Origin of the sequence: Pelagerythrobacter marinus, assembly GCF_034375205.1 — a bacterium.
Classification (GTDB): domain Bacteria; phylum Pseudomonadota; class Alphaproteobacteria; order Sphingomonadales; family Sphingomonadaceae; genus Pelagerythrobacter; species Pelagerythrobacter marinus.
On sequence record NZ_CP139719.1, the window covers coordinates 565,295 to 589,896 of the forward strand.

Sequence of the window (24,602 nt, forward strand, 5' to 3'; positions counted from 1 at the left end):
TTGCGTTCCTCTATTGATATAGCGTCGCCCATTATTTCGTCAGAACAAAAGCAGTTCTGATTAGGTCCCGGCTTCGATCTAGGTAAGTGTTTGCCCTTTTCCGTTATACGAACCTAGATCAGGATTTCGAGACATCGAATTTTTGGTCGCAGAAAATTCCATTCTGCAGCGCGTTGTCGCAAAGCTGCCTTCCACGAACTCACCAGTATATTGCGACCACTTCGACGTCGAGAAGGTTTGCTTCTTCCATTTGGGCTTCAAGATTATCCGGTCCAGTCAAGTGTCGCCTCTCTTGAGATGGCTGCGGGAACAGTGGGATTTCCAAGCTGTTTCGAATGTTCTCACGCAGTTCCAAATCGGCGGACGACTCGATTGTCAGACCAGTGCGGTCTTCGATCATCGCCCTGACGGATGCGAACGCCGACCTTTGCCCCTCAGCGGTAAAACCGTCGACAGCAAGGCTGGCGATCGCCCGATCCAACTCGGAGAGCTGGTCACTGGTGAGGCCATGATCGATTTGCCCAAGCAACTTATCCTGGTACTTGGCCAAGGCAAAAGTCAGCTTTGCGGTTGCTGGGTCCATGCTTTCTTCACTTCGACCGCTGGTCGATTGCAACATCGCAGTCCGGCTGGCGACCTCGATCTGCTTGGCTAAATCTGGAGCCAGCTCCTTGAAAATATCTGCGACCTTTATCGGGTTCCAATCGTTTTGAATGCCATTCTTTGATAGCCTGCATAATATAGTGAACTCGTTGTCGGCGAACAATATTCTGCGAATATCTTTCCAGTAGCCTAGATGCTCTGTAACGCCAACGATTCTCAAGAGTGAAAAATCACCGTTCAAGTTTCCGGCGACACCCTTGTGAACTATAAATTTTTCTGCACCGCGCTCAATTACCAGATAGTCTGATACTACTCCGTCTACCGGTATTAGGCCAGCCAGTAGCTTACTGACTATTTTATTGGCATTCTTAGCTTGATACAGATCCTTAAATTTAACGTGATCCATGAAAAGCATTGGACTTTCATCAAACATTTCGAAAAACTCAGCTATCATGGAGCTGATCTGAAAGATCCACGACGCCGACAATTTGACCTTGAACTCGACCAGATCGCCTCTCGCCAAATCTCCAGCATTGTGAATTGCCTTGGAGAATTTACCCGAAAATAGATCCTCGAGTGAGTCTGCCACTTCGATAGCTTCTATCGGCTGTATTTTCCGGAGCTTGGGCAGCTTATGCAGTTCGCGGAAAAGCGATTGAGCAGTAGCCTTCCGCAGTGTTTGCAGGGCACTGCTATTAGTGGTTTGAAATCGGGAGCTGATCTCGGCAGAAGGTAAAACCGGGCTGTTTGTTGAAATTTTTCCGCCGGTGTCTGAGATTTTATCATTTCCCATCTGCGACGTGATGTTCTCGGTGATCTCGCCTTTCTGCGAAGCTAAAAGACTACCAAGGCTGACTTCGTCCAGGTAAACAAACTCTCTCAAAGGTTCCGATGCTTCTTCCGGACCTTTGCCAAGTTCAACGTTTTTACGCCCTATCCAGGGGAATTTACGCTTGAAACTAATCATCTACGACCGGCTTTCCATTTTTCGATCGGGTCGGCGCGCAACGCGTTCGTAAGCTTGGGCCATATCTTCGCCAGCGATCCGCGAGCGTCTATCTGATGCGGCGATCATGGCGGCTTCCGTCCAGATTGACGTCAGGCGAGCAGCCGACCAATCGTGCGACCTTATAGCGATATCGACGAGGGGGAGGTCTTCCGAGCATTGGATTCTACGGGCGCCGATTCGAAGAATTTCAAGACGATCCAGAATGGTTGGAAGTCCAAACTCGATCTCCCAGTCGAAGCGGCCAGGCCGGGTGAGGGCTGGGTCGAGAGCGTCGGCTCTGTTTGTGTCGGCTATGACGACCGTCGCATTTTTGCTGGAATCGAAACCATCCATCAGAGTCAGAAACTGCGCTACAAGTCGACGGGATGCTTCGTGGGAGTCTCCTGTTCGGCTTTCCGCAATACTGTCTATCTCGTCAAAGAAAATGATCGACTTTCCCGAGTCCGAGTTTTTTGCGTGATCGAAGATTTTACGGAGCAAATCTTGGGTTTATCCCCTTGCCATACGTAGACCATTAGTGTATATAATGGGGCATGACCACGAAGCCCCTCACAACCGCCGCCTTCTTCCGCAAGTTTCCGGACGACGAAACCTGTCTCCAGCATCTCTTTGAGGTTCGCTTTGGGCAGGGCTTCACTTGCCCGTCATGCGAGCGCCCTTCCAACTGGTATCGCATCAAGGCGGAGCGAGCCTATTCCTGCCAGTGGTGCGGGCATCACCTGCACCCGACTGTGGGCACTCCGTTCGAAAAGACGCGGACGCCCCTGCAACTCTGGTTCTATGCCATTCACCTCTTCACCACGACGCGCTACGGCGTTTCGGGCAAGGAATTGGAGCGCCAGCTAGGCGTCACCTACAAGACGGCATGGCGCATGGCGAAGCTGATCCGCGAACACATGGCCGATGTTGACGGCGACCGTCCGATTGGCGGGCCGGGCACCAGCGTAGAGATTGACGAAACACTCATGGGCGGCGTGAAGAAGGGCAAGCACAATCGCGGCAGCGCCGCTAAGACGGTTGTAGTGGGCGCTCTGGAGCGCAACGGCGAGATTGTTGTCCAAGTCGTCAAGAACCAGCGCCGCGCCACTCTGGAGCCGTTTATTACGACGAACGTCCAGATCGGCGGCAACGTCCATACTGACGAACTGCGCAGCTATGCGAACCTTGCCGATCACGGCTATCGCCATGCCCGCGTGAACCACAGTGCGGAAGAATATGCCTATTACGATTGGCGGCTTGGCGACACGGTTTCAGTGAACGGCATCGAGAACTTTTGGCGGCACCTGAAATGCTCGATCAACGGCACGCATACCAGCGTGAGCCCCAAGCACCTGAATAGCTACGTCAAAGAGTTTGAATATCGCTTCAATCGTCGGAATCGTCCGGAGACGATGCTTCCGGAGCTTCTTTCGACGTTCCGGCCATTGAACGGATAACCCGCTCTAACTCGACTTGATCGCCAGTCTCGCCTTTGTGTTCGGCGATGAACTGGTCGAGCTTGCCTTCCTTTAGAGCCTTACGCAGGTTGTTCGTCATAGACCCTCGCTAGATAGTAGACGCTAGGCTGATAGTCGCCCTCCGCGTCTAAAACAGAGGTAACCAGCACGTCGGCCTTCACCTTGTCACGTGTGAATAATTTTTCGGCGTCGATGTCCGGCGCAAGATGCAGGGCTTTTCGGCCTTCCGCGACCTCCGCGATCGAGGCGGCCCACTTTTTCGGGTTCTCCCGATCATGCGCAAAAAACTTCACCGTGACACCCTCGTGAGGTTCGGTTTGCGTCGGCGGCTTCGCCTGAGCAATCTCAACGTCGGAAGGGAGGGCTTCCAGCGCCTCCTTTCCAATTTGCTCACCGCCGGCAGTGCTAAGCGAGTTGGCTTTGTGCCGCCGGGCGGGGTTCAAAAAATCCATCGCCTGGTTGCCAATCGTGGCAGGCCGCTTAGTCAATACTGCGGTCATCGCTTCGGTTAACTGATCCTCTGGAATGTTAACGCGGCGCGCGGCCTCCTCAGTCAGCTTGTGTCGCTCCTTTGCAAGAGCTTGCTCGCGCGCTTCGAGCTTACGCTCGTCAAAGTCCTCCTTGGCGCGCTTGAGACGCTGGATAACCTTCTCTGCGCCCCAAAGGCCAATAATCAAGATCAAGACGCTCACGAACGAGTCGTATGAATCATGGACGTCGTAGCCGAAAACGGATTGGATGAGATCCACTGGCATATCGGCGATCAGTCCTTCTTGGACCGCAGCAAGAAGCATCCCTTCGATGCGGTATCGTAAAGGGCTGTCTTGGCTGATGTGGCGGACCACGACCGCCACCGGTTCCACATCAATCTGCGGAAAGCAGGCCTCAAGGACAAGTATCGCTTCGCCAAAAAGCTTCTCTTGGGCGACAAGAGCCTTGGCGACTTCGCTGATGCTGGCGCGACCTTCGAAATGGTAGGTGAATTGTGCCGGAACTCGAACTTCCATGACGCCCCCGATACTTTGGAAGCGTTAGCTATCGCTAGGAGGTCGCAAGAGTCAAAGGTGTGGCGCACGTTCTGTCCCGATTTAGAGCCTTCGGCTCTAACACAGAGTGAACCGCCGATTCACGTATGCTAAGGGGATACACCCCCAAATCTTCGGTATCTCCAACCCATTTGCTGACGATCGATGGACCGCTTATGTCGTAAAAATTCGCACCAGCTTGATTCGCGATGATCCGCGCCAGATGTGTTTTCCCGGTTCCAGGGGGGCCTGTGAAAAGTATGCCCTTGACGGGACGAGCTCCAATGGCTTCGAGTTCGGCATGACGTTCGAGCTGGGTCTCAATGAGTTCCTTTGCTCGAATGACCACATCTCGGTACCCGCCAAAATCATCGAACGTCAAACCATCACTTTGAGGCCGGACCAAAAATGAACCTGGCGAAATTTGTTCGTCTGCGGGGTGTTGACGTACCCGGAGTGGCTCCTGTGCAACCACGCGGTTGATTGCTGACGTCGAACTATCGATTTCGACGGTAAAGTCCGGCTTCACCTCCAAATTGCTCGGATTTCCTAAGACCAGAAGGGCGTTCCCGGACTCTCCGAGGATGGTTCCGTCATCCAGAATCGTTCTGACAACTGAGGTGAGAAGAGACCGAGGCCAGACCTCTTCAGGGACGATTACCCAGCCTTCGTTATTGGACAGAATAACGTCATTCTTCTCCAATGTACCTAGTTCGATATTGGTCAGACGAGCCGTTCTTCCATCGGCGTACCTGACGAAAACTGTCCCGGACTCTTCGTCGATATGGATGACACGGAAAAGGTCGCCCTTGATTTCGGCGCTATCAGCTCGGCTCATACAACCCAACCTACACTCACGCTGAATTCGGTGGAAGCCTGTACAAGCTTTCTGATTGAAGACGAGCTGCTGGCAGTGCTTGATCTATTACCGTCTTTGGCCAAAAGTGAATGTAGGTCAGGTTTTGACAGCTCCATTGCAGTTGGGGAACGACAGCTATGTTGGCTCGGGCTGCCGGCAGTCACGCGCCCATTCGGTCGTCGGAGGATCAATCTAGAAGCCCGAAAAAGGCGGACATCCGTGCGTCTTTGTTCTACTTGTGATGTAATGGAACAGCATCTACGGCTATTATTGATCATCCAGTGGCATCACGACCCCGTGATTCCTTCGACGTTCTTCTGCTGCGAGTGGGTAGCGTCTCCGGAGTATTAGCCATCTGCGTGCCATTACCAGATCTTGATGGGTCGAGTGCATCCGTCCACCGTATTCGATAGGCCTCAACGTCGCCCAATTCGACCTCGCGCTGGAAGCTCGCGTGCATGGTGCCGCGCCAGGGATTCTCAGCATCCGGCTCGAACCGGAGCGAAACCGGCAGGCCGTCGCCATAGTCATGGTAGCGCAGCCGGCGCAGCAACTGAGCGGGGAGCAGATAAGCCGCGCCGTAGGCGGTCTGCGCCCGATAGACTGGCGTGTCGTTCATTGTGAACTCGTAGCCTTCGACTTGGCCTTCCTCGCGCGTGATGACCAAGTCCGCCGGCTTGGGCGCACTGCCCTGGCGATGCGGCCAGAGCCAGTCGAGCAGCCATTGAGGGTCGGTCACATTGCCGATCACCAGAAGCGGATCATGGCCGGCCTCCCGAATCCGGGCGCTGCCGTCGCGCACCGCGTTCCAGAACTCGTCCGCCGTTCGACCTTCAATCTCCTGAAAGTCCGCCTTGCACACGACATCCCACCAGACCACGGCCGCAACCTGGCCCGACATGGCGTCTCGCCACCATTCCTCTTCGTTGACGACCGCCTGCGCCATTGGAGGGTCGGTATAGGCGCCTTTGCTGAGGCCGCCAGCGCGTAGCGTGAAATTGGTTAAAACGGCAGTCGTCGGCACGATCTCCGCGAACAAATGGCGGGGGAATGCGGTTGGCGTGAATGCTTGGGAGCCCGCGGCGGCGGCCACCGCGCCGACGCGCGCAGGATCGATCTGCGCGTCAACTATGGCTTGGTCGCGATGGCCGGTCAGCACGCCGAGCGACTGTTCGACAAGCTGTCGGGCGTGGTCGCGCCGCACGTCGAACGCCGGCCCATCGTCCGGACCGACCAATGCGCCTAGCAAATTTCCATGCCTGTCGGCGTCGATCCCTTCGAACGCGGCTATCAAGGACCTGAGATAGCTCTCCCGGCGCCGCAGCGCCTCGTCGTCGGATAGGGTAAGAAGGCGGCGTAGATCGCCGTCGATCGCCTGTGATCCCTGCGTCGTCGCCATGATCGCGATCGCCTGCGCTTCCGGCAACGCCTCGAAGGAGAGACCGCCGCTCGAGCTGTATATACGCATCGAAACCCAAGGCGAATCCCCGAGCTGGCCGAGACCTTCGAGTAGATGGTCCATGCGTCCGGCATAACTGTGTTCAGCGAAACGCTCGCCCGACCCTGTGATCCTGAGCGCTGATATCAGGATGTCCGCGCCTGACATGCCTCCATCGTCATGAACGCCGGCGTCGCCGCGATCGTGCGGTTCGCCATGCAGCAACATGCGTGCAGCCCGCGTCGCTGTTTCTGCGGCCCCGGCATGGATCGCCCAATGGATGAACAGGCTGGCGAGGACGACGACATGATCGCGCCAGGCATTGTGCATGATCGCGCCGAACACCACTGGCGCGGCAAGAGTGTCGCCGCTCTGCGTCAGCGGTAAGTCCTCGACCCGTGACCAATCAAGTTCCAGCGTTTCGAGCGTCAGCCCCTCGGACCGCACGCGCCAATAGGCGCCGCGCGTGTCCCACGCGCGCTCGGCCTGTATCCGCCAGTGAAGCATCAGGTCGCAGGTCCAGCTTGTCGCGAGCGTATCGCCCAGCCAGACGGCGCGCGCTGTCATTTGCGTCGTGGCCTGCAGATGCGCGCCTACACTTTCCGCAATACGCGTGAGGTCGTCCCATTTCCGACCCCCGCGTTCGCGCCGGTCTGGCGCCGCAGCGATGACCTGGAGCAGGCGTTCCCAACCAGCGACCAGTTCACGCCAAGCACGCGCATAAGTCTCCTCTTGGCGCGACAGCGCGTAGGCACGCTTGCCGCCCGCGCCGGGCGGCGTTTCCGCGCGATGCTCTCCCAGCGCCCAGTCGATCAGTCGGTAGGCAATGCTCTGCGCCATCCACAGTATCGGCTGCAGCGCCTTGGGCGTCACCTCGCTTGCCACGCGCCTGTAGATATGGGCAGGTGCATGGGCGATCCGGCCCATGAACTCGGCCTCGTCTGGCAGGCGCTCGACGGCGCGGCGGATCATGTCACGGTAGGCGCGTGCCCATTCCTCGGCGAGTGCCCTGCCGAACAAGCTCTGTCCGGATTCGAGCTGCGCGTAGCTGATGTCCTCGTCGGAGAGCTGCGCGAGCCGATAGAGAAAGGCATGGAACGCGATCACCTCGCCGAGCTGATCGGCAAACTCGTCAGCCTGACGGGTATCGATGAGGGCGATGAGGTCGGCGATCATCTCGCGCAGGATCGCGCCGGTTTCGCTGATGGCGCCGTCCTCGGCGGGCGCCCTGCGGAACCTGAGCGATGCCCGGACCGCCCAGCGCGCCACCGGACCCAGTGGAAGCGTTGCGCGGGCGAGCACCTGATCACCTTCATAGTCCTGGCCGGGCTGCAGCGGGATGACGAAGTCGTGGACCTGTCCGCCATCCGACCCGCGCGCCTGCGCCAGCCATGCGCGAACGATGGGCGCCAGTATCGCGAGGCGCACGTCGACCAGCCGCATCTTCCGACGCAAACGGCGACTGACACGAGGCTCACCGCCGTCCCAGAGCGCGGAATACCACGTGCGGGCGCGCTCGCCCGTTGCGAACGGGTCGGTCTCGTCCCCGGCCGGAAGATAGCCATAGCCAGCGACATTGGCCCATCGGTTGGCGGTGACGGTTCCGGTCAGCTCGCGCGGCCAGATCACATTGGCAACATAGGCTCGCATGATTGGCGCGCGTCGTTCCGGGTGCAGGAAGGCAATCGTCCGCAGCACGAAATAGGCGAGCGCGCCGACATTGATCGCAAACCAGGCGAGGTTGAGCAGTGTCACCGCGGCGCCCGCATCGCCCATCTTCGCGGCGAACGGGAGTTGTGCGGCGATCGCTACACACAGCAGCAACGAGCTTACGCCGACGAAGATCGCGCTCGACGACTCGATGTAGATCGTGAGGCGGGAGGCGAACGAAGCGCGCCCTCGATTGAGCAGCCCTACAAAGGCGATGACGAGGGGGAAGACCAGCCCGACCAGTGCGGCCTGCACCGCGAGTACGGCGATGTTGACAGTCCAGAAATCGCGGACGCTCGCTTGCTTATCGGTGGCGAGCGTGAAGCTGGATAACCGATCGAAAAGGGTGGACAGGACGGCGAAGGCATAGAGAAGCGCGACAATCGCCAACGCGCGGATGGGGTGACGAACGATCCACATCGCAAGCCGCATGAGGCGCGGATAGCGATGGGTGCGAAACTCGGGGTTGCCGCGCAGGTGCCGCGCAACGATACGGCGCACCAGCTTTGCGAGCCCCGGTTGGAATAGGCCTCGGATAGTTTCGGCCAGCAGGCAGAGCTGCGGCCACCCGTTAGTGAGGACGCTATGCATCAACTTCAAGATCGGACATGATTCCCCCCCTTCGTCGGCCGGTTCTCGAACTCCGGGAATGCCCTGACCATCCTAATGCATCAAGTCCTTGCCCTTGGACACGAAGCACTCTGCCATTAGCAAATTGCGATGCGGTTGTTGACCTACGGTTACTTCGCCAACATCTCCTTCGCTTGTTCGATTGGCTGAATCGGATCTTCATGAAGTGACCCGAACCGCCCATTCGCAGAACGATGAATCGGGTCGATACTCATGCGGGAACGGTCGCTATGTTGACGGCAGTCCTCATTGGAAACGATGCAGCGTCCGCTTCTTCGATTGCGCCGGGAGTTTTCGGATTTCTCCGTCTATGGCCCCGAGCTCGGCTAGGCGTGTCAATCAGGAACAACCAATGATCCGTGGCCCTCGGCCAACCATTGGCTGATCTTGTCACCGACCTGTTCGCTGCCATATTCCTTGATTGCGCATTCCCACACGATCGCGGTTCGCCATCCGGACTGCTCGAGAGCGGCAAGCGTCCTTTGATCCCTGAGTACATTCTGTTCGAATTTCTGCGCCCAGAACTCCGGTCGAGTGGCGGGCGTGGTCGTGAACCGGCAGCCTTCGTGACGATGCCAGAAACATCCATGGACGAACACGACTGCCCGAAATTTCGGGAAGACCAGATCGGGCCTCCCCGGCAGTCCCTTGAAGTGAAGCCGGTATCTCAGGCCCCTTGCATGCAGCGCCTTTCGAAGGACGAGTTCGGGCTTCGTGTTTCGCCCCTGGATCCCGGCCATCATTCTGGACCGCGTTGCCTGGTCGACAACGTCGGCCATCACGAATTCACCTGGCTAGTTCGGCCGGTCCTGGTATGTGGTTGAACCATGAAAGGAATTGTCGGGCGGATGACCAGAAGTTTCAAGACTGTTGATCTGTTTGCGGGGCCGGGAGGTCTGGCGGAGGGTTTTTCTTCGCTGCGAGATGAAGCGGGAAACCGAATTTTTGACATTGCGCTTTCTGTCGAGAAAGAGTCCTCGGCATTCGCTACATTACGTCTCCGCAGTTTTGTTCGGCAGTTCGACGAAATTCCGCAGGCCTATTATGACTATATTGCCGGCCGGATCTCGAGAGATGACCTGATCGCGCAACATGCAGCCGAATGGGCTGCAGCGGTTCGTGAAACCATGGCGCTGGAACTGGGCACGGAATCGGCGACAGCCGTACTGGATCCGGTGCTTGACGAAATTCGCGAAGCGGCTGGAAACGAAGCGATCCTGATCGGGGGGCCTCCCTGCCAAGCCTATTCGCTTGTTGGTCGCGCCCGCAATCGCGGCATCAAGGGGTATGATCCCGCCGAGGATCATCGTCACTTCCTCTATCGTGAATATATCCGGATCATCGGGAAGCTGAGGCCGGTCGCCTTCGTGATGGAGAATGTGAAGGGGATGCTGTCTTCCAGGGTCGAAGGCAAAGGCATCTTCGATCTGGTATTGTCCGACCTGCGTTCTGCGGGAGGCAGTCCCGACAGCTACACGCTCATCCCTCTGGTTGCAGGTGGCAAGGGGCGCCACGGCGGCCATATCATTCGGTGCGAAGACTATGGCATACCCCAGAGCCGCCACCGCGTGATTCTTCTGGGCATTCGCTCCGACCAAATATCGAGTGACGACAGCGGGATGCTCTCCGGACATACGCTGGAACCCGTCGCCACTCAGGCGACGGTATCGTCGGTCCTGTCCGGCATGCCGAAACTTCGCAGCGGTCTCAGCCGTACCGAAGACGGCCCCGAAGCGTGGCGCAAGACTGTCATCGCGGCCTATCGAGCGGCCGCCTCCGCCTGCCGCAATGAAGGCACCTGGCTGAACCGCGTTGCCGACACATTGACCGGTCACGCGCGCGATCTCCAGGAAATCGAGGAGCTTCCGCCGCGGTCCAGCAGGCAGATGACGTCGGTATCGGACAACCGGCTGGGGGCTTGGCTGAGTGATCCGGAACTGCGAGAACTCCCCAATCACGAAACCCGCGGGCACATGGAAAGCGACCTCGCGCGATATGCCTTTGCCGCGGTGTTTGCCGAGCACTTTGAACGTTCTCCCAAGGCGGATGAATACCCCGCTCAACTGGCCCCTGCACATGGGAATTGGGACTCAGGCAAGTTCGCGGATCGCTTCCGGGTGCAGCGCTGGAACGCGCCCTCCAGCACCATCACCAGCCACATATCCAAGGATGGGCACTACTTCATTCACCCCGACCCGACTCAGTGTCGCAGTCTGACCGTCAGGGAGGCGGCACGTTTGCAGACGTTCCCCGACAACTACTTTTTCGAGGGCAACCGGACCCAGCAGTTTGTCCAGGTCGGAAACGCTGTTCCACCACTCCTTGCTCGTCAGATTGCGAACATTCTCAGGAACTTGCTTGCATAAGCGCGACTGCCTCGATCGGCGCACGTTCTGCACATTCTCGCAATATTTTTGGAATGTAATCGGGTGGATTGACGCGAAGCGCGAATCGTGACACATTTCCAGTATATTGTGATAATGTGAGGTTCTATGCGCGACAAGCGTCAAAAGTTCGTCGAACTTGCGGAGGCAAGAGTCAACAAGGCGCTGAAGGACATTCAGCTGATTGGCAATCTGTCCAACAGGTCGGCCTATGAATTCAGCGAAGCTGATATCCGAAAGATCTTCGGCGCCCTGCAGAAGGGCCTCGAAGGTGCCAAGGCGCGCTTTTCGAAGGAAAGCGAGGGCAGCGGCGGCGAGTTCCGGCTGTAGGCGTGAGCGGCATCTTCAGATCTGAGTGTGGAGTTCAAGCATGAGTGGCTGGTCCTGGATATGGCCTTCGGTCGGAGGCACGCCTATAAATCAGGGGCTCGACAGCGAGATGTTCGACCGCGTCGACTATCCCTATTCGGAAACGTTCGTCCGAGAGGCCATCCAGAACAGTCTCGATGCCCGGCTCGACATGACAAAGCCGGTCGTGATCCGCTTCTCCTTTCATGAAGATCGTCTTGGAAAGCGCGGGGCCTTCCTCAGGCAGGCAATGGAGCACCGTCAACGAGCCAACCTGCCTGTACCAACAGGCTGGGCCAGTGAGCGGATCAAATGGATCCTGGTCGAGGATTCGAACACCAAGGGTCTGCTTGGCGATCTGAAGGATCGAAAAGGCGATTTCTGGGGGTATTGGCTGAACTTCGGCCTTTCGAACAAGACCGGCACCGGACGGGGAGGCAGAGGTATTGGGCGGGTGACCTTTCTGATCGCCTCACAGATGCACACCGTCATTGGGCTGACCCGGCGCTTCGACGACAAGGCCCTCGCCGCATGTGGCATGTCTGTACTGAAGGCCGATCAATATGGATCGGACTTCAAATCCACTCATGCATATCTTGCCGAAAGCGAAGAAAACTCGATATACAGGCTGCACGATGGAGCTGATTTTCACGCATCGCTGGTCGATGCATTCCGGCTCTCGCCTTACCCCCAGGATGCCAATCTGACAGGGCTTTCCCTCGTCATCCCGTTCCCTCACGACGAACTGGATGAGGACGGCATTCTTGCCGCTGCGATAGATCATTTCGCTCCGGCAATTCTGAATGGAACCTTGGTCGTCGAGGTGGGTGTAGATCGCCTCGACAAGGATACAATCAAGCAGGTTGCGCCCTGTGTGTCGCAACACATCAAGTCGAAGCCAGTCAAGGGCGGGACCAGCCGTTATCTTGCAATGATCGATGCTGGTCTTGCCGGTTCAAAGTCGGCCATCCAGCTGCCGGATGCCAAGGCAAAGTTGGCCGATCACCGGGAACTGCCCGATGCAGAACGCTATCGAGAGAAGCTCGCCAACGGCGAGACGATCGCCTTCGAACTCACTTTCCCGATGACCAAGTCTGGTCAGACCACAAAGGTCGGCCTGACGATTGTTGCTGCGCCGACGCCCTATGGCAAGATGCCGTTGGACCGCCTTTTTCGGGAAGGGATGAGTCTGCCGGATGTTCGCAGCCGGCGGCCCGCTGACATTGATCTCGTCATGCTGATCGATCAGGAGCCGCTGGCTCAATATCTCAATTTCTGTGAAGGCAAGGCGCATCTCGACCTGCTTGAATCCAAGGAGGTTCGGACGAAGCTCGCCGATGCCGGCTTTGATGGAATACACGTGAAGCGGCTGGTCAAATCGCTTCCGGACAATCTTCGCGAGTTCTTGACCGAAGAAAGTGCAGAGCCGGACACTTCGGTGTGGGAGGGATATTTTTCCGTGCCGGACCCGTCCAGTCCGAAGAAGAAAGTGCCGAAGCCCAACGAGAAGGATCCGAATCCGGATCCTCCCACTGTTGTCGACCCGCCGCCGGCCAATGCAAGTGCGGTAACGGTAGACGCACTTGAAGATGGCTTTCGCCTCAATTCCAATGTCGACTACACAAAGTTTCCGGCCTTGGCGGATGTCACGGTTGCCTATGCGGATGGGTCGGGCAAGCCGCCATGGAGCGAGTATGATTTCCGGTTCGAGGATCTGGAAATCCTTTCGGAAAACTGCACGCCCAGTTTCACGGACAATCGTCTGCGAATTCAGGACTGGGTGTCCGGCAGCATGATCGAAGTCAGAGGCTTCGACACTCGCCGTGAACTCGACATACGCATAAGGACCGAGAGCAATGCGTCGGCGGATTAGGCTCACCGGGAGACGCCAGCTCAGCAAATCGGTCGTGAGGGTCTCGCTGGCCGAGATCGGCGGCAAGCCGCTGGTGACCATGACCTTGGTCAGTCCCGACGCATTCAAGCAATTCCCACAGAATGCACGGGTTTCCTTGCGTCTCGTCGAGAACAAGCGGGTCGAGATCGTTGACCTTGGAACGATTGGCAAGATGAGCAGCAGCCGGGAGCTGCAATCTCAGGGCTTTGTCGCGCCGAGTTGTCAGCTCCGAATAGCCGATCCGGGCACGAAGGCCATGGGACTGCTGCTCGCCAGCACTGACAACTGGACGCTGAAGAAGAATGACCACAAGGAGCAGGAAAGCAGCAAAGGCATCCTGCTGTTCCTCGCGGATGATACGGCTCCCCAGTCATGGAAGCTCGAAATCCGGGAATCGGACTATCCGTTGGTCAAGGTGGACAAGCGTATAGCAAATGCCGCGATGTGGGCCCGCAACGATCCCGTTTTTGTCGGCGCAGTGCTTCCCAGCGTCGTGAAGCAGGTCTTCGAGGAAATCCTGCGTGGAGAATATTCCGACGATCTGCCTTGGGTCGAGGACTGGCTGAAATGGGCCGATTCCATCATGCCCGGTGACAATCCGCCGACCGATCCCGAAGAGAAGGACGAGAGGCAGAACTACATCGAACGTCTTCTGGATTCGTTCTGCTCTCGTCACAACCTGGCAGACCAGCTGCTTCAGGCAACTCAGCCGGGAGATGCCGAATGACAGAATATCCAGCCATCTACGAATTCACGCCGATGGGGCTGATCGCCTTCAAGCGTATCTTTGAGGGAGAACTGCCGGAGAGCGCCATCAATCCCGTCGATCCGCAATTTGCACTGCCGGTCTCGGGTACCAAATCGATCAGCGATGCCCCTGCCGCGACTTCGAAAGAGTTGGCTGCTCGAGTGCTTCAGTCACTGGGTTCCGAGTGGACGCATGTACTGCCCAGAGCCGGCATCTGGGCCTGGCTGACATTTATACTGCGTGACGTTGTGTTCCCGAAAAATTCTGAAGGCGACAGGAAGCCAAAGGAAATCCATCGCTGGTATCCGAGTAGCCCTGGAGACTGGCAGAAGGCCCAGCGCCATCTGGTCCGGATGCCGGTGGTCCTGCTGGGAAGCCTCGGCGATGCCGCTGATCACCTGCTGTGCGCCCACCCCTCGGTTCTGCCTGAAATACGCGAACAGCTGACAAGTCAGCAGGACATGTTCAGCATGGAATTCCAGAGAGCGGCCCGTCAACTCTATTTCGATGATGGCAAGAACGGGCTGAAGCGAGGAGCGGGCGGCAAGACGGCCGGTACGCCTCGACGGCTGGCCAAGGTGCGACAGCAGCTGGATGTCACCTGGAATCTTTTCGATCTGGATGCAGCGCACATCGTGAACCTGCTTCCCAGGGAATTCGATCGCTTCAAACCCAAGGCACAATAGGCACCCGAAAGGCAGACGCAGGAAAATGGCATATCCTTATGTACTGGCACAGGACGCTATGGCGAAGCTGCGGGAGGCGATCTACCTGCTGCTGACCGAAGCGCCCGCATCCGGCTTGAAGAACGCCCAGATCGGCCGATCGCTCGGCATATATTCAGGGCACGTCGGCCACGAAGGGCATATTTCCCGGACCGTTCTTGCATTGATGGAAGCTGAAGGGGTGGTCGAGCAGAACTCAGAGACGAAATGCTGGCGCATCCGCGAAAACTCTGGCTGCGAAGCAGAGAAATAAGCTCAGGCTAATCAGGAAGGCAAGCCGTGGCGTTGAAAACGGAATCTCTCACGTACCGCCGGCACATCATTCGGTCGGCGTGTGTGAACGATCAATGGCAGGCGAGAATATTTCGCGGAAAGAATACTGTCGGCGATGTCTTTCATGGCGTTGACAGGCAACAAGCCATTCTTTCGGCCCAGCAGGCGATCGATAACGCCATGACCGCGGAGAATGCAGTTCGTCAGAGTACTGGTGCCCCTTCCGTCAACGCATATTTCAACGCCCTGAAGACCCTCGAGCCCTTGCCTCGACACCATCTCGCCATGCTTGAGGCGCATCTCGGCGCGCCGGGATACTTGATGACCGCCACTGAGCTGGCGAAGGCAGCGGGCTGGACCGACTATTCGGCTGCCAACCTTCATTACGGCAATCTTGGCTACGAACTGTCGCAGGAACTGGAATGGGCCCCTCCCAAGCGCGAAGATGGCACGCCAGTGTGGACCATGGTATTGGCGACCGAACCAGACGTGGCCGGAGAGCTGATCGAGACCACTGACTTTCAATGGAAGCTCCGCCCACAGATCATTGAGGCCTTGAACATGTTTTTCGGAAAGTCGGAGGGTGCGGCGGTCTTCTAGCACCTTCGCGACAATCGCCGAGCCGCAAACGGGTGTCTGGGCTTCCCGATAATTCCTGGTGGGTACGTATCGGCCAGCCACGCCAGCAACATGGCAGGATCGCCATCTCGGACACCGTTTACGCGATGCCCCTGACCTCCAGCGGCAAGATGCAGCAGATGATCCGGCAACGATCCTGGCTCGTCACCGAAATACCAGGTCGTCCTCTCGTCGAAGATGAGCGCCGGCGCGGAGAGGTCCTTGCGAATTTCGGTCGCGCCGGGATGATAGTCGGGCCGCAACCGCTTGAAGGTCCCGTCCTTCCTCTGGCGATAGACAGCGTCGGGACGGCCACGGAATTCGCGTTCGTAGTCCCCGATCTCGGCCTTTCGGGCGATTCTGCCAGCCCAAGCGAGAAGCCCCCGCTCGAAAGGGCGCGGGTAGAAGCCAAGCACCCAGTCGCCGGGCTTGGCGCTCGACCGAATCCTGGGTTTGCACGTCGCGAGCGTGAGACGCCCACCATGGATGCAGGGCGCCATTCCGGTATCGGTCTGGAGGATGTAGCGATAGATACGCGTCATCCCTCGAGCACCCCAATTATGTCGTCGAGCCAACGGCGGGGTTGTTCTCGATCACCGATATCCGCGACGAACTCCTGGCCGCGCGACACGATTTCCAATTGGCCACCTTCGTGCCAGCGTTCCGCCCTTCCGTGATAGCTGAGCCCGGTCTTGGCCAACCATGGCGGCACATCCCACAGACGAAGTGGACCACCATGGGTCGTGAGACGAAGGCGCGGATCAGCGTGGGCCGCAAGCCTACCTGGGCCAACATAGAGACAGTTGTTGGCGTTCCAATCGCCCATGGTGTGCGGATGCGGCCGAGGTGCAGCCTGGATCGCGTTATGGCTGGAGCGCAAGGCGTCGCCCTCGATAATGCTGTCCACGCGCATGTAGCCATAGAGGCGATGATGGCGTCCACCAGACATTTCATCGGCGAAGAGGCCAAAAAAGAGAAAGACATCGCCAATGCCCACGCCCTGGCGCCGAAGATGAGACTGAGCGGCGCCGCACTGCCCGAACAGGCAGCGTCCATCGAAAAACATCGGATCCTCGTGACACAGGTGATCACCGGCATGCATCGGGCAGCGATTGCCATTCATTCAAGAATGGACTCGCAATACAGGCTTCCAATCCGAAGGCGATGGCGTTCTTTGCGGTCATTCTGCCTCAATTCGTATCTCCTGCGTCACCGATCTCCATCCGTTCTGTGCGCTCGCTCTCATATTAATGCTGATTCAAATACTCGTCCTTCTGGGGTATGTAGTGGTCGCCACGGCGGTATCTGATTTCCTTCGCCCGCGCGTCAAAGCACTCCTATAGTATAGTGCAGGAGTAGTTTTGATTGGTATGGCCAGAATGTTATCTGCGCATTCATGAACCTGAATACTATTGACTTTCGTGATTGGACTCATTAAAAATCGTTGAACTTTTCGAATGTGGCGGGGAGGTGAGGAAATTGACGTCGGACCACGTAAGAACGAATCGCGACTACTGGAACAGCGTCGCCCGACACTGGGTGGAAATTGGCGAACGGCAGTGGAATTCCCCGCCTAACTGGGGATTCTGGGGCGAAACCGATGAATCTCTCAATCTGCTTCCCGCAGACATGACAGGGATGAAAGCCATCGAGCTTGGTTGCGGCACGGCATACGTTTCAGGGTGGATGACCCGGCGCGGTGCGAGGGTTACCGCCATCGACATCTCGGCGGAGCAACTCGCCACGGCACGTCGTCTGGCCAAACAACATGGTGCGGAGATTGCCTTCATCGAAGCAAGTGCCGAAAGCGTTCCGCTGGAGGCGTCGCTCTTCGACTTCGCGGTTTCTGAGTACGGCGCCGCGATCTGGTGTGACCCTGACCTCTGGATACCAGAAGCAGTCCGGTTGTTACGGCCCGGCGGCACCCTCGCTTTCATTGGGAACCATCCGATGGTTTGGGTCGCGACCCCTTCTGACGGTCGTCCTTGCGAGGCGCACTTCCACCGGCCGTACAGGGGCCTCAACTGTACGGACTGGACATATGCTGAGTTTGATCCCGGAGGAATCGAGTTCAATCGTACCATGGAAGACTGGCTCCTTCTTTTTCGAAAGACCGGCCTCCTGGTCCTTGACTATCGAGAGCTTTATGCTCCCGATGATGCCGAGGGGGTTGCCTTTTCTGTTCCTGCTGAATGGGCAAGGAACTGGCCGGTCGCGCAGGTGTAGAAGTTACAGAAGCAGGCTTGAGCATTTGTGCGCCAGAACTCGCTGTCACGCGTGCAGCGTTTGAGATTTCAACATGACCATTGCGTCGCGCGGAGACCAGTACCTCTCGGACCCGCCCCCAACTGGCCCTGAAAAGTACATCGAAGAGCCGGATTGAACCCAAATCGATCTTTGAAGCACAAGTATCATGCGTCGAATAGTTCTGAAGTGAGGACTGATATGAGATGACGATATCGCGTTGTCCCGGTTGCGGGGCCGAACTAGGTGAATCCGAGGGTCCGACGCATGCCTATATGTCGTCGTCGCCAGCCTGTTTCGCCGAATTCACCCGGATTTTAGCAGCCGAGTACAGTACGCCGTTGCTTCGTGGAATTCACCGACTCACAGTTGACACCTACGCCGTTCAGCACCCAGGTGACGGTCGTGATCGCCGGCAAATCCAGTCCGTCGGGCTCCACCTTGCACGGCTTTACATACAGCTGACCTATCCACTTCCCCCCAGAGAAACGAATGACGTGATGCTGGGGCTCGCCAGGCACAAGGCGACACTGGTGGGTCTCCGCCCACCAAATCGGTTCACTCTCACGGCTGCCGACATTGCGCCGTTCTCAGGCGGTTGCCAACACGCAGACAAAGTACGGGTTTGGGCCGCCGAAACGTGGAGAGACTGGTCGGAACATCACGAGTACATTCGCCATTGGGTCGCTGGCAAGTATGACGCCCGCTCACGGTCTAAGCTCGACACAACATATTGAGATCCGTAGAGAAATTGTGACGCGGCCGATACGGTTCGAGTGGCATTCAAATGTGGTGAATGACCTGCGGTTCCAGTAGAGTAAGTCTACCGCTGTCGTAGATCCTCTCTCATCGGTCGAGGGGTTGGACCGGGTGGTAAGCAAGGGACTCGCGGAACTTCGATCTCCGTTGAGGCCCCAAACGTCGATCCGCCAGAGTTTCGTGTCGATCTATTACAGATTGTGCTGATTCTGGCACGGAAGTCTTCTTAAGAGAGTACGATCTTTCAGGGGGCAGGCTAACGTGTGTCAGATCACACCATTTCGCCCCAATGATGTTATTTTATTACCTTACTGGGTGGAGAACGTTCGACGCCAGTCTCATCCCCTCCGCCACGGGCCGTCCATCCAACCGGGCCGTTCATCCAACCGGGCCGTCCATCCAGATGCGGCGCCGGGCCGGCGAAGACGATCCCGGCCCATCGGGCGGTTCCCTGTCGTGCCGGCAGTCGCTATGCCCTGGCGGTGGATCGGGGATCGGGAGACAGCCATTGACCGGGGGAGCGCCCGTGAATGCCGGGCTCGGGGCCAGCGGGGCGGGCCGGGAGGACGAGGATCTCTTCCGCAGTTACCGGCTGCCGCTGCGCGCCTTCTTCGCGCGCAGGCTCGATTCGCTGGAGGAAGTCGACGATCACGTGCAGGAGGTCTTCTGCCGGCTCTGCACGCTGGAGGAGGGCAAGCGGCCCGAAAATCCCCAGGCCTACGTGTTCCAGGTCGCGGCCAACCTGCTGCGCGACCGGGCGCGCCGGGCGATGACCCGCGATGCCTTCACCCGGCAATATGCGCTGGACAACAAAGATCAGGTTGAGGAACTTTCGCCCGACCGCGTCCTACAGGGTAAGCAGGCGGTCAGGGCCTTGCGCGCCGCGCTGGAGGAGCTTCCCGAGCGCACGCGCACGGTATTCCTCCTGCACCGCTTCGAAGGGTACAAGTATCGCGAGATCGCCCGGCGTCTGGGCATTTCGGCCAGCTCGGTCGAAAAGCACATGATGTCCGCGATCAGGCACGTGGTCGAGCGTATGGGAAAGACCGATGGTCACGACTGAGCCGAGAGAAGGAGCCGACGGCGCCGCGCCCGAGCAGCGCGCCGCCGAATGGCTTGCCCGGCTGCAGGCGGAAGACTGCTCCGACGCGGACTGGCGCAGGTTCTGCGAGTGGCGCGACGCCGACAGCCGCAACGAGGCGGCCTTTACCCGCTACGCCGGGGAGTGGTCGGCGCTCGGCGAGCTGGCCGGCGACCCCGCGATCATGCAGATGCGCCTCGAGGCGCTGGCCGCCGAGCCGGAGCGATCCCGGCCGGCCTGGCTGGTCCCCCTGGCCGCCAGCATCGCGCTGATGGTCGCGGTCGGCCTCGCCGCGCTGTCGTACTGGACGGGCCGGGACGCGGGGCGCGAGGGGGCGCAGGTCGCCGCGGCGGACGCGCCCGCCGCCGGCCCGGCCGAGGCCGGCCCGGGACAGGGCCGGTTCGCGCAGCGTTATCGCAGCGCGGTGGGCGAGCGGTCGCGGATCGACCTGCCCGACGGGTCCACGCTCGAGCTCAACACCGATACCCTGGTCGAGGTCGATTTCGGCCCCCAGCGGCGCGCGCTGCGCCTCTTGCGCGGAGAGGCCCTGTTCGAGGTCGAACGCGACCCCGGCCGGCCCTTCGTCGTCACCGCGGACGACGAACGCGTCATTGCGCTGGGCACCGTGTTCTCCGTCCGCAAGCGGGCGGGGGAAGTCGTCGTGTCGCTGATCGAGGGGGCGGTGCAGGTGGACCGGCTGGACGCGCCGCCCGGCGCGCCGGGGCCGGCGGTCCGTTCGGCGCGGCTCGCGGCCGGCCAGCAGCTCGTCTCGCGCGACGATGCGCCCGCCTTCCAGGTCTCCGCGCTGGACGAGGCCAAGGCGCTCGGCTGGCGATCGGGCCGGCTGGTGTTCGACGACGATCGCCTGGGCGATGTCGTTGCCGATCTCAATCGCTATACCGCGCGCAAGATCACGCTGGGCGATGCCGAGCTGGCGGACATGCGCGTGAGCGGCGCGTTCCGGACCGGCTCGGCCGAAACCTTTGCACGGGCGCTGTCGGTGGCCCTGCCGATCACGAGTTCGGTCGACGAGGAGGAGGGCGCGATCGTCCTGCGCGCCCAGCCCGAAAGTTCCGCGAAAAGATAGGGTTGGTGGCTCCGGGCGGGTATCGGCCGCCTTCGGCCGCAACATTTTGTGACGTTTTTGTTGAGGCAGATGCCCGGTGGCGCGTCTTACCCTTTCGCCGACCCGAAACGGGCGGCGATCTGGTGAAGACTGTGGGGGCAAGACACGATGCAACAGGGGATCATTCACGGCGTTCTGCTGGCGGGCGCAGCAGGACTGGCGATCGCGACGGCGGCACCCGCCAGCGGGCAGGAAACTGCCGAGGTGGCGGCCGAAACGGCGGTGACCGTCGATATCGAGGCGCAGAGGCTGGACGCCGCGCTGAAACAGTTCGCCAGCCAGTCGGGCGCGGACATCCTCTATGCGCCGGACCTGGTGAAGGGCCGCAAGTCGGCCGGGGCCAAGGGCCGGTTCACGATCTCGCAGGCGCTGGAACGGCTGCTGCGCGGGACGGGGCTGGTCCATCGCGAGGTCTCGCGCAACGTCTTCGCCCTCCAGGTGCCCGCGCGCACTTCGGCCGGGCAGGGTGACACGGGCCGCGCCTCCGCCTTCGGCGGGCGCGTGATCAACGCCGCATCGGGCGCCGGGCTTCCCGGCGCGCGGCTGACCATCGTCGGCACTTCGCTGGAGGCGATTGCCGACCAGGACGGGCGTTTCCACTTCCCCGCCGTCCCTGGCGGAGAGCGGGAGGTCTGGGTCGAGTACCTCGGCCAGCCGCCGCAGACGGTGATGGTGCCGGCGGACCCGGACCAGCGCCGCAGCTTCGCGATCGCGCTGGGGCGGGAGGCCGAACAGATCGTGGTCCGGGGCTTTCGCGGCAGCCTGGCCAAGGCGCTGAACCAGCAGCTGAACGCGCCCAACAACTCGACCGTCGTGTCCGCCGACCTGCTCGGCAGCTTCCCGGCGGAGACGGTTTCGGAGGCGCTCCGGCGCGTTCCCGGCGTGGCCTTCGGCCGCGGCGACGACAGCGGCGAGGGGTCGCGGATCACGGTTCGCGGCTTCAGTTCGGAGGCGATCAACATCCAGCTCAACGGGCTGGAACTGCAGGGCACCGGGTTCGAGCGCACGATCGACCTCAGCGGCTTCCTCGCCGACAACATCTCGCAGGTGACGATCCACAAGTCGCTCCTGCCCAGTCACGAGGCGAACGGTTCGGGCGGCCTGGTGGAAATCGAGACCAAGTCGGGCCTCGACTACGGCGATTTCCAGTTCTCGCTCGGGCTCGAGGGTGAAACCGGGTTCGATCGCGATTTCGGCGAGGAATACCAGGTCAACGCCGTCCTGGCCAAGAAGCTGACGCCGAGCTTCGGCGTGGCCGCGACCGTCCAGTATCGCAAGACCGACCGGCTCAACTACAACGCCAATGTCAGCGATTACCTGCCCCCCGTGCTGCCGGAGGGGTACAATTACATCTTCTACGTGCCCGAAAGCATGAAGTTTCCCTTCGACGAGGCGCTGTCGGGCCGCCTGGTCAACGGCACCAGCTACCTGCGCCGCTCGCGCGAGGAGGACAACCTCACCGTCTCGTTCAACGCGGCCTGGGAGGTGAGCGACACGACCACGCTGCGCTTCGACGCGCAGCGGATCCAGGTGGACCAGCTCACCGATATCGCGCGCACGACCGCCTCGTTCCTTGCCACGGCGGTGGACATGCCGATCGAGGAACTCGGCGGCGAAGTGCGCCGCCGGCAGGTGCTCGCATCGCTGCGCCCGAACCTCGCGCTGAACCGCAAGGATATCCGCACGACCCAGAACACGCTGAGCCTGCGCGGCACGACCCAGCTCGACCGGTGGGATTTCCGGTACAAGGCCGGCTACGCCTTCGCCCGGTCGAAATCGAACAACGCCAATCTCAGCGCGCTGGGCAATACCCAGACCGATCTCGACCTGATCATCGACCCCGATAGCGCGGTGATCCATCCCGACGGCGCGGGCGGGTCGCGCTACGTCGACGGTGCGTTCGTCTTCCTGCCCAACGGCCTGCCCGTGCCGTCGCTGACCGCGTTCGGGAGCGAGCTGCTCAACGCGCCGGGCGAGTACAACCTGACCTCCGCCACGCGGACGATCACCAACAGCCCGACCGAATCCTACCTACTCGAAGGCAGTGCGCGCTATCTCTCCCAGTCGGGCATCCTCGACTATATCGAGGTCGGCGCGAAGTACGACAGCAGCTCGCGCAAGAGCGCCGACGACCTGTTCGCCAGCACCTCGGTCGGCAGCCTGGCCTCGATCGAGAGCTATTACCGCATCTTCGGCAAGGAGACGGGAATCGATTACTTCGGCTCCGGGCTGGCGGGCAACCTCGCCCTCGGCGACATCGGCGCCGGCGGGCTGACGCTGCCCTTCCTGCTCGGCAGCTCGGTCGACCGGATCTTCGAGGTCCTGCCCAGCCTGGCGCAGGACGATCCCTCGACCCCGTTCGACGAGGCGCGGTTCAACTATACCGATACCCGCGATCTCGACCCGATCCTCAACCCCGACGCGCTGACGCCCGCGCGGACGGAGGAGGAGCGCCTCGCGGCCTATGTCGAAGGCAAGGTGGAGTTCGGCCGGTTCGACCTGATCGGCGGCGTGCGGATGGAACGCGTCCGCCGTTCGGGCACCACGCTTTCGGCGCCGTCCGTCCGCACGGCGGACAACGTGGTGGAACCGCGCGATACTTTCGTCGGGGCCGGCCTGGTCGAGTTCAGCGAACTCGCGGGTACGCAGACCACCTGGACGCCCAGCGCCCTGCTGAACTATCGCCCGGCGGACAATATCGTCGCGCGGCTCAGCTACAACAAGACCACGGTGAACCCCAGCCTGCGCCTGATCCGGCGGCCGCGCGCGATCTATATCGACCTGCGGCCGACGCAGAACCGGGTCATCCTGCGCGAGGCGAATCCCGATCTCAAGCCGACGAAGACCGACAACTACGAATTCGATGTCGCGTACTATTTCCGCGACACGCCGGGGCTGGTGCGGGCGGGCGTCTTCTACAAGAAGACTTCCAACAACTTCACCAATGTCTATTTCAACGACGCCGACGACACCAGCGTTCGCCAGGAAGTGCTCGACTATTTCGGCGATCTCGCGACCGCCCGGCCCGAACTGGTCGCGTTCAACGACGATACGCAGTTCCTGCGCAATCGCCCGCAGAACGGCGAAGGCGGCAAGATCTACGGTTTCGAACTCGAGCTTATCCGGCAGCTCGATTTCCTGCCCGGCTTCCTCGGCAACTTCGGCGTCCTGGGCAACCTGACCTATACCAAGGGCGATTTCCCGACGCTGGTCCTCGGCCGCAACGATGCCGGGGAATCGGAAACCTTCTCGATCGACCGCGCGCTCGCCGACCAGGCGGCCTGGGTCTACAACGCGTCGCTCAATTACCAGAGCGGCGGGTTCGAGGGGCGCCTGATCTATACCTACCAGGATGCCTCGGTGAAGTCGTTCGAGGTGCACGGTCTCGACACGATCGAGCCGGACTACGCGACGCTGGACCTCCGGCTCAGCTACGAAATCCCGGTCTCGTTCGGCGGGCTGACCGTCTACCTGCAGGGCGACGACCTGCTGCGCGATGCCGACGAACCCAGCCTGCGCAGCGCGATCAGCTCGCAGTTCAACGACGGTTCGGCCGACTTCTTCTACCCCGACAGCTTCCAGTTCACCGGGGGCAGGACGATCACCGCGGGGATCCGGGCGCGCTTCTGAGCCGCCTGGCCCCTGCCGGCCCGCCTTCGGGCGGGCCGCGA

At 59.9% G+C, this 24,602-nt stretch carries 22 protein-coding genes; 14 read left to right on the forward strand and 8 right to left on the reverse strand.

All coding sequences use genetic code 11. The annotated features are described in order from the left end of the window. Positions 1–199: 199 nt before the first annotated feature. Together T8T98_RS02640 and T8T98_RS02645 are read right to left on the reverse strand one after the other, a co-directional pair. Complete coding sequence (locus T8T98_RS02640) at positions 200–1,570, reverse strand: DUF6414 family protein (protein WP_322295799.1); 1,371 nt, start codon at positions 1,568–1,570, stop codon at positions 200–202. Then, positions 1,571–2,092, reverse strand: coding sequence for an AAA family ATPase (locus T8T98_RS02645; RefSeq protein ID WP_251104149.1), 522 nt, complete (start codon positions 2,090–2,092; stop codon positions 1,571–1,573). Between the two features lie 53 nt (positions 2,093–2,145). Here T8T98_RS02645 and T8T98_RS02650 point away from each other — a divergent pair, with 53 nt between their 5' ends. Beyond that, positions 2,146–3,048 carry an IS1595 family transposase gene (locus T8T98_RS02650; protein WP_251104148.1) on the forward strand — a complete coding sequence of 301 codons (903 nt, stop codon included), beginning with the start codon at positions 2,146–2,148 and terminating at the stop codon, positions 3,046–3,048. An 80-nt stretch (positions 3,049–3,128) separates the two neighbouring features. On the opposite strand, the gene T8T98_RS02655 is transcribed toward T8T98_RS02650, so the two are convergent. The 4 genes from T8T98_RS02655 to T8T98_RS02670 all read right to left on the reverse strand — a co-directional run bounded on the left by T8T98_RS02655 (position 3,129) and on the right by T8T98_RS02670 (position 9,510). Further along, positions 3,129–4,076: a hypothetical protein gene (locus T8T98_RS02655; protein ID WP_251104147.1), complete on the reverse strand. Its 948-nt coding sequence runs from the start codon at positions 4,074–4,076 to the stop codon at positions 3,129–3,131. Positions 4,077–4,110: 34 nt separating this feature from the next. Beyond that, positions 4,111–4,932: an AAA family ATPase gene (locus T8T98_RS02660; RefSeq protein WP_251104146.1), complete on the reverse strand. Its 822-nt coding sequence runs from the start codon at positions 4,930–4,932 to the stop codon at positions 4,111–4,113. Positions 4,933–5,227: 295 nt separating this feature from the next. Then, the gene (locus T8T98_RS02665; RefSeq protein WP_251104145.1) at positions 5,228–8,602 is read right to left on the reverse strand and encodes a hypothetical protein; all 3,375 of its coding nucleotides are present in this window, start codon (positions 8,600–8,602) and stop codon (positions 5,228–5,230) included. A 464-nt stretch (positions 8,603–9,066) separates the two neighbouring features. Then, positions 9,067–9,510, reverse strand: coding sequence for a very short patch repair endonuclease (locus T8T98_RS02670; protein WP_251104144.1), 444 nt, complete (start codon positions 9,508–9,510; stop codon positions 9,067–9,069). A 69-nt stretch (positions 9,511–9,579) separates the two neighbouring features. Between T8T98_RS02670 and T8T98_RS02675 the strand changes: the two genes are divergently transcribed. The 7 genes from T8T98_RS02675 to T8T98_RS02705 all read left to right on the forward strand — a co-directional run bounded on the left by T8T98_RS02675 (position 9,580) and on the right by T8T98_RS02705 (position 15,703). Next, a complete protein-coding gene (locus T8T98_RS02675; protein ID WP_251104143.1) occupies positions 9,580–11,097 on the forward strand; it encodes a DNA cytosine methyltransferase in 1,518 nt (505 codons plus the stop codon). A 126-nt stretch (positions 11,098–11,223) separates the two neighbouring features. Then, entirely contained in the window at positions 11,224–11,445 is a 222-nt protein-coding gene (locus T8T98_RS02680) for a hypothetical protein (protein WP_120219631.1), read from the forward strand. A 109-nt stretch (positions 11,446–11,554) separates the two neighbouring features. Continuing rightward, positions 11,555–13,336 carry a hypothetical protein gene (locus tag T8T98_RS02685; RefSeq protein ID WP_251104142.1) on the forward strand — a complete coding sequence of 594 codons (1,782 nt, stop codon included), beginning with the start codon at positions 11,555–11,557 and terminating at the stop codon, positions 13,334–13,336. Beyond that, a complete protein-coding gene (locus T8T98_RS02690) occupies positions 13,320–14,084 on the forward strand; it encodes a hypothetical protein (protein WP_251104141.1) in 765 nt (254 codons plus the stop codon). The genes T8T98_RS02685 and T8T98_RS02690 overlap by 17 nt, the downstream gene beginning before the upstream one ends. Then, positions 14,081–14,791 (forward strand): hypothetical protein, encoded by a 711-nt coding sequence (locus T8T98_RS02695; protein WP_251104140.1) that lies wholly within the window; start codon positions 14,081–14,083, stop codon positions 14,789–14,791. The genes T8T98_RS02690 and T8T98_RS02695 overlap by 4 nt, the downstream gene beginning before the upstream one ends. A 25-nt stretch (positions 14,792–14,816) precedes the next feature. Beyond that, the gene (locus T8T98_RS02700; protein WP_251104139.1) at positions 14,817–15,083 is read left to right on the forward strand and encodes a hypothetical protein; all 267 of its coding nucleotides are present in this window, start codon (positions 14,817–14,819) and stop codon (positions 15,081–15,083) included. A gap of 26 nt (positions 15,084–15,109) precedes the next feature. Next, entirely contained in the window at positions 15,110–15,703 is a 594-nt protein-coding gene (locus tag T8T98_RS02705) for a hypothetical protein (protein ID WP_251104138.1), read from the forward strand. On the opposite strand, the gene T8T98_RS02710 is transcribed toward T8T98_RS02705, so the two are convergent. After that, the gene (locus T8T98_RS02710) at positions 15,700–16,263 is read right to left on the reverse strand and encodes an Nmad2 family putative nucleotide modification protein (RefSeq protein ID WP_251104137.1); all 564 of its coding nucleotides are present in this window, start codon (positions 16,261–16,263) and stop codon (positions 15,700–15,702) included. The genes T8T98_RS02705 and T8T98_RS02710 overlap by 4 nt on opposite strands. Next, complete coding sequence (locus T8T98_RS02715) at positions 16,260–16,844, reverse strand: Nmad3 family putative nucleotide modification protein (RefSeq protein WP_251104136.1); 585 nt, start codon at positions 16,842–16,844, stop codon at positions 16,260–16,262. The genes T8T98_RS02710 and T8T98_RS02715 overlap by 4 nt, the downstream gene beginning before the upstream one ends. Positions 16,845–16,861: 17 nt before the next feature. Between T8T98_RS02715 and T8T98_RS16305 the strand changes: the two genes are divergently transcribed. The 6 genes from T8T98_RS16305 to T8T98_RS02735 all read left to right on the forward strand — a co-directional run bounded on the left by T8T98_RS16305 (position 16,862) and on the right by T8T98_RS02735 (position 24,561). Then, complete coding sequence (locus T8T98_RS16305) at positions 16,862–16,972, forward strand: hypothetical protein (RefSeq protein WP_407675112.1); 111 nt, start codon at positions 16,862–16,864, stop codon at positions 16,970–16,972. Between the two features lie 228 nt (positions 16,973–17,200). Next, the gene (locus T8T98_RS02720; RefSeq protein ID WP_251104135.1) at positions 17,201–17,947 is read left to right on the forward strand and encodes a class I SAM-dependent methyltransferase; all 747 of its coding nucleotides are present in this window, start codon (positions 17,201–17,203) and stop codon (positions 17,945–17,947) included. 293 nt (positions 17,948–18,240) lie between these two features. After that, positions 18,241–18,702 (forward strand): DUF5946 family protein, encoded by a 462-nt coding sequence (locus tag T8T98_RS16310; RefSeq protein ID WP_407675113.1) that lies wholly within the window; start codon positions 18,241–18,243, stop codon positions 18,700–18,702. A gap of 548 nt (positions 18,703–19,250) precedes the next feature. Then, positions 19,251–19,787: an RNA polymerase sigma factor gene (locus T8T98_RS02725; RefSeq protein ID WP_160732069.1), complete on the forward strand. Its 537-nt coding sequence runs from the start codon at positions 19,251–19,253 to the stop codon at positions 19,785–19,787. After that, a complete protein-coding gene (locus tag T8T98_RS02730) occupies positions 19,774–20,892 on the forward strand; it encodes a FecR family protein (protein ID WP_322295800.1) in 1,119 nt (372 codons plus the stop codon). The genes T8T98_RS02725 and T8T98_RS02730 overlap by 14 nt, the downstream gene beginning before the upstream one ends. A gap of 147 nt (positions 20,893–21,039) precedes the next feature. Further along, positions 21,040–24,561 (forward strand): TonB-dependent receptor, encoded by a 3,522-nt coding sequence (locus T8T98_RS02735; RefSeq protein WP_251104134.1) that lies wholly within the window; start codon positions 21,040–21,042, stop codon positions 24,559–24,561. Positions 24,562–24,602: the final 41 nt, after the last annotated feature.